The sequence below is a fragment of the Amycolatopsis sp. NPDC059021 genome (assembly GCF_042739895.1).
Lineage (GTDB): Bacteria > Actinomycetota > Actinomycetes > Mycobacteriales > Pseudonocardiaceae > Amycolatopsis.
In genome coordinates, this window is sequence record NZ_JBHYIQ010000004.1 from 170,143 (window position 1) to 180,637 (window position 10,495).

The 10,495-nt window shown below is 66.9% G+C and carries 8 protein-coding genes; 5 read left to right on the forward strand and 3 right to left on the reverse strand.

Annotated features, from left to right (window positions below):
- Positions 1–459 precede the first annotated feature (459 nt).
- The 3 genes from ACFWX1_RS03590 to ACFWX1_RS03600 are packed head-to-tail and all read right to left on the reverse strand — an operon-like array spanning position 460 to position 3,919.
- Positions 460–1,302: a transglutaminase domain-containing protein gene (locus tag ACFWX1_RS03590; RefSeq protein ID WP_378383402.1), complete on the reverse strand. Its 843-nt coding sequence runs from the start codon at positions 1,300–1,302 to the stop codon at positions 460–462.
- The gene (locus ACFWX1_RS03595; protein ID WP_378383404.1) at positions 1,299–2,246 is read right to left on the reverse strand and encodes an alpha-E domain-containing protein; all 948 of its coding nucleotides are present in this window, start codon (positions 2,244–2,246) and stop codon (positions 1,299–1,301) included. Before ACFWX1_RS03595 ends, ACFWX1_RS03590 begins: the two co-directional genes overlap by 4 nt.
- Before the next feature lie 11 nt (positions 2,247–2,257).
- Positions 2,258–3,919, reverse strand: a complete 1,662-nt coding sequence (locus ACFWX1_RS03600; protein ID WP_378383405.1) for a circularly permuted type 2 ATP-grasp protein — start codon at positions 3,917–3,919, stop codon at positions 2,258–2,260.
- Positions 3,920–4,067: 148 nt separating this feature from the next.
- Here ACFWX1_RS03600 and ACFWX1_RS03605 point away from each other — a divergent pair, with 148 nt between their 5' ends.
- From ACFWX1_RS03605 to ACFWX1_RS03625, 5 genes are all read left to right on the forward strand, one after another.
- Positions 4,068–5,000: an ABC transporter substrate-binding protein gene (locus tag ACFWX1_RS03605; protein ID WP_378383407.1), complete on the forward strand. Its 933-nt coding sequence runs from the start codon at positions 4,068–4,070 to the stop codon at positions 4,998–5,000.
- A 25-nt stretch (positions 5,001–5,025) separates the two neighbouring features.
- On the forward strand, positions 5,026–5,991 hold the full coding sequence (locus ACFWX1_RS03610) for an amino acid ABC transporter permease (RefSeq protein ID WP_378383409.1): 966 nt from the start codon (positions 5,026–5,028) through the stop codon (positions 5,989–5,991).
- A complete protein-coding gene (locus tag ACFWX1_RS03615; protein ID WP_378383410.1) occupies positions 5,988–6,764 on the forward strand; it encodes an amino acid ABC transporter ATP-binding protein in 777 nt (258 codons plus the stop codon). Before ACFWX1_RS03610 ends, ACFWX1_RS03615 begins: the two co-directional genes overlap by 4 nt.
- 722 nt (positions 6,765–7,486) lie before the next feature.
- Complete coding sequence (locus ACFWX1_RS03620; protein ID WP_378383412.1) at positions 7,487–9,802, forward strand: oxidoreductase; 2,316 nt, start codon at positions 7,487–7,489, stop codon at positions 9,800–9,802.
- Positions 9,803–9,851: 49 nt separating this feature from the next.
- The gene (locus ACFWX1_RS03625) at positions 9,852–10,319 is read left to right on the forward strand and encodes an SRPBCC family protein (RefSeq protein WP_378383414.1); all 468 of its coding nucleotides are present in this window, start codon (positions 9,852–9,854) and stop codon (positions 10,317–10,319) included.
- The last annotated feature ends 176 nt before the right edge of the window (positions 10,320–10,495 follow it).

Below are 10,495 nucleotides of genomic sequence, written 5' to 3' on the forward strand. Positions count from 1 at the left end.
GTTTTGGTTTATAAGCCCCCGGTTTGGGGGCCGGCTTGGGGGGGGGGGGCCGGGGGGGGGGGGGGTTGGGGGGGGGGGGGGGGGCCGGCGGGCGCGGCCCCAACACCGGAGTTCGCGGAGCCGGGAGCGGCACTCGGGTCGGTCTTGGCCGCGGCGGCGGTGATGGTGGGCGCAGGAGTGTTGGCGGGCGCGGCGTTGGAGCCGCAGGACGACAGCAGCAGGACACCGCCGGCGACGGCGGCCGGAACCAGGGCGAGCAGGCGCTTGTTCATGGTGGTTTTCCCCCTCGTGAAAGGTTTTTGCTCTTTGCCTGTCCAGACGGGCGAGCTGAGGACCGGGTTGCTCCTGCTGGCAAACATAAATTACTGACTACCCGGCACAACCTGTGGAGGGTTCACACGTCAACATCGTCTGCCCGAGGACACCCGGCGTTGCGGACTGTGCAACAGTGCAAATAACTCAGGCCAATCGGGTCAGTTCCACTGAAACGTCCAATGTGGACTGGCCGCCACCGGTGAAGATTCCTTTCAACGGCGCCACGTCGGCGTAGTCGCGGCCGGTCGCGACCCAGACGTGCCGGGGGCCGACGGCGATCGCGTTCGTCGGGTCGTAGGCCCACCAGCCGCCGGTCCAGACGTCCACCCACGCGTGGCTTTCCCCGGCGACGACCTCGCCCAGCTTCGCCTCCGGCTTCGTGTGGAGGTAGCCCGACACGTACCGCGCGGGGATTCCGATCGCCCGCAGCATCACCAGCGTGACGTGCGCGAAATCCTGACACACGCCTTCGCGTGCCCGCCACGCGTCCGTCGCCGTGCTGTGCACCCCGGTCGTCCCCGGCTGGTACTTCAGCTGCTTGTTGACCCACTCGCACACCGAAAGCACCGCGTCCGCCGGGTCCAGTCCCTTGCGCAGCTCACGGGCCACTTTGGACAGTTCGGGATCGCGTGGGGCGTATGGCGTCGGCGTCAGGTACTCGGTTCGATGGTCGACGACGGTGTCGCTGTGCAGCTCCTTCCACGTGGCCGTGCGGATCGGTTCGGCCTCGTCGGCGGTCTCGACGACCGACGTCGCGAGCACGGTGAACTCCGTGTGCGGTGCGTGCAGGTCGAACGACGTGACCACCGTGCCCCAGTAATCCGTGTACCGGTAGGCACGCGTGGCCGGCGTCGTCTCGATGCGCGTCGCGACCGTGGTCTGGCGCCGGTCCGAACGCGGGGTAAGCCGGGCCTCGTTGTACGACTGGGTCGCGGGCGTCGCGTACCGGTAGCCCGTCCGGTGCGCCACCCGAAGCTGCCACGTCACAGCGAAACCTCCGCACCGCTCCAGGCCACCCACGGTGACGTGTGGAAGTACTGCATCGAAACCGATTCGCCGATGTCCTTTATGGACGTCTGAAGGGAGCCGAGCCGCCGGGGCAGGTCATCCAGCAGGTCCGACGGCCGCAGGAACTCCAGCTCGCTGCGTGCCCGGCCGAGTTCGCGCAGCGCCTCCGACTGCTCGTTGTGACGCGCGCCGCCGCCGGGGTCGAGCCGTTGCAGACAGTCTTCGGCCTGGCGCAGCGCATGGAACACCGAACGCGGGAACAGGGTGTCCCGCATCAGGAACTGCACGACGCGTCCGGCGTCCAGCGCGCCCCGGTAGGTGCGCAGGTAGGTGTCCTGCGCGCCGGCCGAGCGCAGCACGGTGATCCAGCCCGGCGAGGACGCGCGATCGGAAACCCGCGAGAGCAGCAGCCGGACGATCATGTCCGCGCGTTCGATCGAGCGGCCGAGCACCATGAACAGCCAGCCGTCGTCGCGGCTCATCGTCGAGTCGGCGAGCCCGGCGAACATCGCCGCCCGTTCCTCCACAAAGGACAGAAAGGCGTGTGGCCCGGCGCGGCGCGCGTACCGCTGCCGGTCCGGAACCGCGTTCCACGTCGCGTTCAGGCATTCCCACAACTCGGTCGAGACGACCTCGCGAGCGCCCCGAGTGTTTTCCCGCGCGGAGTTGATCGAGCCGACGATCGACGCCGGGTTGTCCTTCGCGTAGGCGACCAGTTCGGTCAGCTTCCACACGTCCAGCGACTCGACCTCGGCGGCCGGGATGCCGAGTACCGTCAGCAGCTGGCGGCTCGCGTGGTCCGGATCCACGGTCGCGTCCTCGAGCAGCTGGTGCACCGAGACGTTGAGGATCCGGGAGGTGTCGTCGGCGCGTTCGACGTACCGGCCGATCCAGTACAGCGACTCCGCGTTGCGTGCCAGCACTACGAACCTCCCTAGTTCTGCTGTTGCTGCTGTTGCTGCTGAGAGGTGGACAGTTCGGGGCCCTGCTCGGCGACCCGGCCGTCCACAGACGACACCTCGCCGAGTGCGGGCCGGTCCAGTTCCCGCTCGGCGGTGGACGACCGGGCCGCGAGTACCCAGGTGTCCTTGGAGCCGCCGCCCTGCGAGGAGTTGACCACCAGGCTGCCCTCCGGCAGCGCGACCCTGGTCAGCCCGCCCGGCAACACGAAGATTTCCTTGCCGTCGTTGACCGCGAACGGCCGCAGGTCGACGTGCCGTGGCGCGAGCCTGTCCTCCACTTTGGACGGTACGGTGGACAACTGGACCACCGGCTGGGCGATCCAGCCGCGGCGGTTCGCCTTGACCTTGCGCCGCAGCGTGGCCAGTTCGGCGGCCGTCGCCTCCGGGCCGAACACGATCCCGTACCCGCCGGAACCTTCGACCGGTTTGATCACCAGTTCGTCCAAATGGGACATGACATGGTCGAACTCGTCCGGCAGCCAGCAGCGGAAAGTGTCCACATTGGGCAGCAGCGGCTTCTCGTTCAGGTAATACTTCACCATCTCGGGCACGTAGGTGTAGACGAGCTTGTCGTCACCGACGCCGTTGCCGATCGCGTTCGCCACCACGACGTTGCCCGCCCGCGCCGCGTTGAGGATTCCGGCCACGCCGAGCACGGAATCGGGCCGGTAGTGCACCGGATCGAGGAACTCGTCGTCGATGCGCCGGTAGATCACGTCGACCTGCTTCTCGCCCTCGGTGGTGCGCAGGTAGACGACGTTGTCCCGGCAGAACATGTCGCGGCCTTCGACCAGCTCGACGCCCATCAGCCGCGCCAGCAGGGAATGCTCGAAGTAGGCCGAGTTGTAGACGCCCGGCGTCAGCACCACGACCGTCGGATCGGCCACATTGGACGCCGCCGCCGCGCGCAGCGCCCGCAGCAGATGTGACGCGTAGTCGCCGACCGGGCGCACCCGGTGCTGGGCGAACAGGTCCGGGAACACCCGCGCCATCGTGCGGCGGTTCTCCATCACGTACGACACCCCGGACGGGTTGCGGAGGTTGTCCTCCAGTACCCGGAACGTGCCTTCCTCGTCCCGCACCAGGTCCACACCGGACACATGGAGGCGGACGCCGTTGGGCGGGTTGATGCCGTACGCCTCGCGGTGGAAGTGCTCGCACGAGGTGATCAGCCGGCGCGGCAGCACGCCGTCCCGCAGGATCTGGCGGTCGCCGTAGACGTCGGCGAGGAACGCCTCCAGCGCTCGTACCCGTTGCGCCACCCCGCGTTCGAGCTTGCTCCATTCGGCCGAAGGGATTACACGTGGCACCAGGTCGAGCGGGAACGGCCGCTCCTGCCCGGACAGGGAGAACGTGATGCCCTGGTCGACCATCGCCCGGTCCAGCGCGGCCGAACGGGCGGTCAGGTCGTTGGCATCCAGCGCCGCGATCGACTGGTACAACGCCCGGTACGGCCCGCGGACCGTGCCGTCGGCGGCGAACATCTCGTCGTAGGCGTCCGCGTGCGGCCGCTGCGGCGCGAGATAGCCGTCGAACTGCGCACCCGGCCGCGAGGTCCGTCGTCGCTGCGCGGGTCGCGCGCGTCGTCCGGCGGGAGGCAGGCGGGGCACCGGGTTACTGGTCATGGTCGTCATCCTCGCTCACGCTCCCCATCTGGCGCGATACCGACAGTCAGAACCCGGTCCGGCGAAACGGCGCCGTAACGTCCCGGTGCTGTGCTACACCTCCGATGAGTGGCAGTATGCGAGCACTCGACAGCTTGAGACTACGAGGAGTAACGACGTGGCCCGAGGACCCCAAGTGAAGGCGTTCGCGCTGCTCCCGGCGTTCGCATTGGTCGGCCTGACCATGGCGTGCGGTGCGGGCGGAAGCGGTGCGCCCGACGCCGCGAAGAGCAGCGGCGCGCCCGGCGCGGCCACGGAGATCAAGCCGGCCGCCAAGGACGACAAGCTGGCCGCGCTCGTGCCGGACAGCGTGAAGGCCGACGGCAAGATCCTTTTCGGACAGGACCAGAGCTATCCGCCGAACGAGTTCGTCGAGAACGGCAAGCCCGTCGGCTTCGACGTCGACCTCGGCACCGCGGTCGGCCAGGTGCTCGGCCTGCAGACCGAGTTCCAGAACTCCGACTTCTCCGGGATCATCCCCGGCGTCGAGGCCAGTAAGTACGAGATGGCGATCTCGTCGTTCACCATCAAGCCCGAGCGGCTGCAGACCGTCGACATGGTCTCCTACTACAAGGCCGGTACATCGCTGGGTGTGCTCAAGGGCAACCCGGACAAACTGAGTGTCGATGATCTGTGCGGCAAGAACATCGCGGTACAGAAGGGCACCACCCAGGTCGAGGACCTGGATGCGCGGACCAAGAAGTGCACAGACGCGGGCAAGCCCCCGATCAATGTGACGCAGCTGCAGGCCCAGACCGATGTGAACCTGGCGCTGAACGCGAAGCGCGTGCAGGGCGAGCTGGCCGACTCGCCGGTCATCGACTACGCCATCACGCAGACCAACGGGCAGATGGAGCGCGTCGGCGACCCGTACGACAGCCTGCCCTACGGGATCGTGCTGAAGAAGAACAGCGGCGACTACGGCAAGGCCGTGCAGGGTGCCGTGCAGAAGCTGATGGACGACGGCACGCTGCAGAAGCTCATCGACAAGTGGAAGCTGAACCCGGTCGGTGTGCTGAAGAAGTCGGAGATCAACCCGTCCGCCTCCTGACACGCCTAGTTAGGACGTAGTTCTCGTGTCGCAGAACCCCGAAGCGGCGTCTCCGAAGCAGGAGGCGCCGCTCGACGCCGAGCCCATCCGCGCTGTCCCGGTACGCCACTACGGCCGCTGGGTCGCCGGGGTGATCATCCTCTTCCTCGCGTTCATCGTGGTCCGCAGTGTGGTCACGAATGACGCACTCCATTGGCCGATTGTCGGTGAGTACCTCTTCGACTACCGGATCCTGCAGGGCCTGCAGAACACCCTGATCCTGACCGTGGTGGCGATGGCCATCGGCATCGTCGGCGGGATCCTGCTCGCGGTGATGCGGCTGTCGCCGAACCCGCTGATGTCCGGCGCGGCCGCCGTGTACGTCTGGCTGTTCCGCGGGACGCCGGTGCTCACCCAGCTGGTGATCTGGAACTTCCTCGCGCTGGCCTACTCCCGGATCGGGCTGGGCATCCCGTTTGGCCCGACCTTCTTCAGCTGGGACACCAACACGCTGATCAACCAGTTCACCGCGTCGCTGCTCGGGCTCGGGCTCAACGAAGCGGCGTACATGGCGGAGATCGTGCGTGGCGGTATCCAGTCCGTAGACAGCGGGCAGCTCGAAGCCTCCAGCGCGCTCGGTATGAAGCGGACGACGACGTTGCGGCGGATCATCCTGCCGCAGGCGATGCGCGTCATCATCCCGCCCACCGGGAACGAGACGATCTCGATGCTCAAGACGACGTCGCTGGTCGTGGTCATCGGGTACTTCGAGCTGATGGTCGCCGCGCAGACGATCTACTCGCAGAACCTGAAGACCGTGCCGCTGCTGATCGTCGCGGCGCTCTGGTATCTCTTCCTCACGTCGGTGTTGACGGTGGGCCAGTACTTCCTCGAAAAGTACTTCGCCCGCGGGACATCGAGAGACGTCGCGGAACGGACGAGGTGGGGGGCCCGGATGCTTGGTTTCCGGTCCGGCCAGGGTGGCGGCGGACAGGGAGGTGCGACGGTATGACGACTCCGGTCGTTTCCGCGCAGCGGATCTGCAAGAGCTTCGGCAAGGTCGACGTGCTCAAGGGCATCGACCTCGAGGTGCACGAACGCGAGGTGCTGTGCCTGATCGGCCCGTCCGGTTCGGGCAAGTCGACGTTGCTGCGCTGCATCAACCACCTGGAGAAGATCGACGCCGGGCGGCTCTACGTCGACGGTGTGCTGGTCGGCTACAAACAGCGTGGTGACAAGCTGCACGAGCTGCGCGAGAAGGAAATCGCGTTGCAGCGCAAGGACATCGGCATGGTGTTCCAGCGCTTCAACCTGTTCCCGCACATGACCGCGGTGGAGAACGTCATGGAGGCGCCGGTCCAGGTCCGGCGCGAGCCGAAGGCGCAGGCCCGGCAGCGGGCGCTGGACCTGCTGGAGCGGGTCGGGCTCGCCGACAAGGCGTTCAACTACCCCGGCCAGTTGTCCGGTGGACAGCAGCAGCGGGTCGCGATCGCGCGGGCGCTGGCGATGCAGCCCAAGCTGATGCTGTTCGACGAGCCGACGTCGGCACTCGACCCGGAACTCGTCGGTGACGTGCTCGGCGTGATGAAGCAGCTTGCGCAGGACGGCATGACGATGGTCGTCGTGACGCACGAGATGCAGTTCGCGCGCGAGGTGGCCGACACGGTGCTGTTCATGGACGACGGCGTCGTCGTCGAAAAGGGGCCGCCGGAGCAGGTCATCGGGAACCCGCAACACGAACGGACCAAATCGTTCCTGGCGCGGGTACTTAGCCCCAATGCTTAACCTGCCGCTTGTCCCGATGCAATCCTCGGGCCGGAGCAATTTTCCGCCAGGAAATACTCCGGTTCGGGGTACTTCCCGGGTTGACGACGTGATCAACTGTATGTGATCAACCGATTGTGTTCGGTAAGTCGTCAAAGAGGGAGGATTTCTGTGCGGGACTGGGTGAGAAGAATTACGGCTGGTGCCGTGGGGTTGGCGGCACTCAGCGTGGTGTCTGTCGTGGGCGCCGAGGCGGCGAACGCGTCAAATGGCACCGGCGTGGCGGGTGGCGGTGGGTGTCCTCGGCCTGCCGGCTGCAGCAGGACTTTCAGTGATTACCAGAGTTGTCATTACGATTCTAGAGACTTCCAGCGGTACTATGAGATTATTATTCAGTGTACTCAGATGGATAACGGACGCTGGTTTTACACGTTTGTCGACCGGTGACGGTTGACGATTCGTAGATGTTCTTTTGAATTTCAGTGCTCCGCTGTGGTCGACGATCGCAGCGGAGCACTTTTTGCGCTGTGCTCAACTCGCGTGTCGTGCTTGAGTATTACTGATAGTTGCGTATGGTGAACAGTCTGTGGGGATCAGATCCTGGGTTCGAGGTTATTTGTGCCCTCTGATCGCGGTTCGCCTGCGAGTACCGTTCGGCTTCGCTACCTTGAGCAAGAGCGGTGTACGGGGGCAGGTCCCGGCGTGGCCGCAGGGATGCTCTTGCTCGGGAGGGGGTTTGGGGGATGTCGACGGACAACCTGCTCGCGCCGTTGGATCCGTTCGCCGGTGTTCCCGACAAGCGGTACGAGGTCAAGGCGGCCGATCTGCTCAAGCCCGGCACCGGTGGGCTCCTGCGCTGGCGCCGCCAGGCCACGAACGCGCCGATCGTGCAGGTCGAGGACGCCTACATCACCGGCACGTTCGATCTGCGCGCGGCCAACCTCAACTTCCTGTTCCGGTTCGAGCGGTGCCGGTTCGAGCATCCGCCGGACGTGCGCGAGGCGAACCTGCTCGGCCTGGTGTTCCGCAAATGCTGGTTGCCCGGACTCAAGGCCCGCAACATGCGCAGCCGCAACGACGTCCGGCTGATCCGCAGCGTCGTCGAGGTCGAGGACGACGACAACGAGCTCGACGAGACCACCATCCAGCGCGGCGACGACCGGGAACGCGGCAAGCCGAACGCCGCGGTCAACCTGACCGACGCCGTCATCGAGGGGTCGGTCGTGCTGACCCGCACGACCATCTCGCATCCGCGCGGCAAGGCGATCCAGGCGGACCGGCTCGTCGTCACCGGCGCGCTGCTGGCATATCGCATGGTGGCGCACGGCGAGGTCCGCATCCCCGGCCTGCGGGCAGGCGGTAACGTCAACTTCTCCGGCGCGACGCTGAACAACAAGGACGGCTTCGCGCTCAACGGGAACGGCCTGCACATCGGCGGCAGCCTGCTCTGCGAGGTCGACAACTACGGTCCGCCGAGTCAGCGGCAACGCTTCTCCGCCAACGGAATTCTCTACCTGCCAAGCGCCACTGTGGACAGTGACATCGTGTTCCGCGAGGCGCGGCTGGTGGCCAACCAGACCGGCCCGATCGTGGTGGACGCCTGGAAGTCCAACGATCCCTACCTCGATCCGCGGCCCGCGTTCGTCGCCGACCGGCTGAAGGTGGACGGGAACCTCGAGCTGAGCGACGGTCTCCAGGCGGTCGGCACGCTGCGGATGGTCAACGCGCGTATCGGTGGTTCGCTGCGGCTGGCGGGTGCGGAGATCACGGTCAAACGTGGTGAGCACGCGCCGTTCTACGACCGGGCGCTGCACCTCGACGGCTCGACGATCGGCGGTGACATCGAGGCGACCAGCCTGCGGGTGCCGAGCGGCCAACTGCGGCTGTCGGACATCACGGTCGGCGGGAACCTGCTGGCCTGGAACTCGATGCTGCTGCATCCCGACCGGGACGTGTTCTCCGCCCGCCGCGCGAAGATCGCCGGGAACCTGCAGCTCACCGACGCGACCTTGGAAGGGACGTTGCGGCTGCAGGGTGTCGAGGTCGGCGGCAGCGTCAATCTGTTCGGCACCCGGCTTTCCGAGCCGGGAAAGCGCTCCACCAGCAGCTTTTCCCTCGACGTCCGCACCGCGCGGATCGGCCGCGACCTCATGCTCACCGAGGACAAGGACCGCCAGTTCCTCGCCGAGGGCGGGGTCAACCTCGACGGCGCCCAGATCGCCCGGCGCGTCGACCTCAGCGGGGCCCAGCTGGGTTCCCTGCCCGAGTACGGCATCGCGCTGGACGCCAGCGACGTCACCGCCGACGAATTCACGTTGGCGCCCAAGGAACCGCCGGTCGGGCGGCTGGTGCTGCGCCGCGCGCACTGCGGGACGCTCGCCGACAACGAGGAGCTGTGGGACGCGACCGGCGGCATCGAGCTGGAGGATTTCCGGTACGACGCGCTGAAGAAGAAGATCGCGCTCGACGACGACAAGGCGCTCGATCACCGGATCGCGTTGCTGCGCAAGGCGATGGGCGGGTACCGGCCCGGACCGTACGACCAGCTCGCCGCGATGCTGCGCGCGTCCGGAAACGAGGAACACGCGTCCACGGTGGCGTTGCGCAAACAGCAGTTCCGGTACGAGGCGCTGGCCCGCGGTTTCAAGGTGTTCGGCCCCGGCGTGCGGTTGTGGAGCTGGCTGCAGCGCTCGATGGTCGGGTACGGCTACCGGCCGGTGCGCGCGCTCGGGTGGCTGCTGACGCTGCTCGTGCTCGGCAGCCTCTGGTTCGGTTTCGGTACGGATTCCTGCGTCAACGAGCGGTCGTCCGATCCCACCACGCAGGTCCTCGCGAAGGGCTCGCGCTGCGTGGTCAACAACCAGGACACCGGGATCCAGTGGAACCCGGTCATCTACACCGCCGACCTGCTCGTGCCGATCGTCGACTTCGGCAACAAGTCGCGCTGGTACATGCACGGCGTCGACAAATGGGTCGCGGCCGGGTTCACCGCGTCGGGCTGGATCCTCGCGTCGACCGTCGCCGCCGGCGTCAGCCGCATGCTGAGGCGTGACAACTAACCTCCGTACTGTCAGTATGTGCCCATACCCACGGTATGGAGGTGCTCCAATGGCGGAACCCACCGCGACCGGCCGGATCGAGATCGGCGCGTCCCCGGACCGGGTCTACGACCTGGTCAGCGACCCCGGCAAGCTCGCCGGTCTGGCCGAGGAGTACAGCGGGCACAGCTGGTTGGGCGGGGCTTCCTCGGCGGCCGTCGGAGCGCGCTTCCGCGGGAGCAATCGCCGTGGCCCGCGCCGCTGGAGCACGATCGCGACCATCACCGACGCCGATCCCGGGAAGCGCTTCGCCTTCGACGTGACGTTCCTCGGCCTGCCGATTTCGCGCTGGCAGTACGACATCGAGCAGGAATCGGCCGATCGCTGTGTCGTCACCGAGAGCACCTGGGAGCGCCGTCCCGGCTGGCTCAAGCTGCCGACGTCGACCGCGACCGGGGTGTGGCGCCGGGCCGAGGCGAACCGGGCCAACATCGCCGCCACGCTGGCCCGCCTGAAGACCGCCGCGGAACTCGTCTGAGCAGGTCCGTGAATGCCACATCGCCCGGTGTCGCATCCCGAGTCCGCCGACTTCCGTGAAGGCCTCCTTCACAGCGCTCAACGCGGTGGATGTTGCCATCGAGGCACAACACGACCCCCCACGGGGGGGGGGTTACCCGGGTAAACGGGGCCCCCAATGTGGGGTGAATTGGGGGC

Coding starts and splice junctions, on each gene's coding strand:
- ACFWX1_RS03600 (WP_378383405.1), bottom strand. CDS start 3,919: ATGACGACCATGACCAGTAACCCGGTGCCCCGCCTGCCTCCCGCCGGA.
- ACFWX1_RS03615 (WP_378383410.1), top strand. CDS start 5,988: ATGACGACTCCGGTCGTTTCCGCGCAGCGGATCTGCAAGAGCTTCGGC.
- ACFWX1_RS03620 (WP_378383412.1), top strand. CDS start 7,487: ATGTCGACGGACAACCTGCTCGCGCCGTTGGATCCGTTCGCCGGTGTT.
- ACFWX1_RS03625 (WP_378383414.1), top strand. CDS start 9,852: ATGGCGGAACCCACCGCGACCGGCCGGATCGAGATCGGCGCGTCCCCG.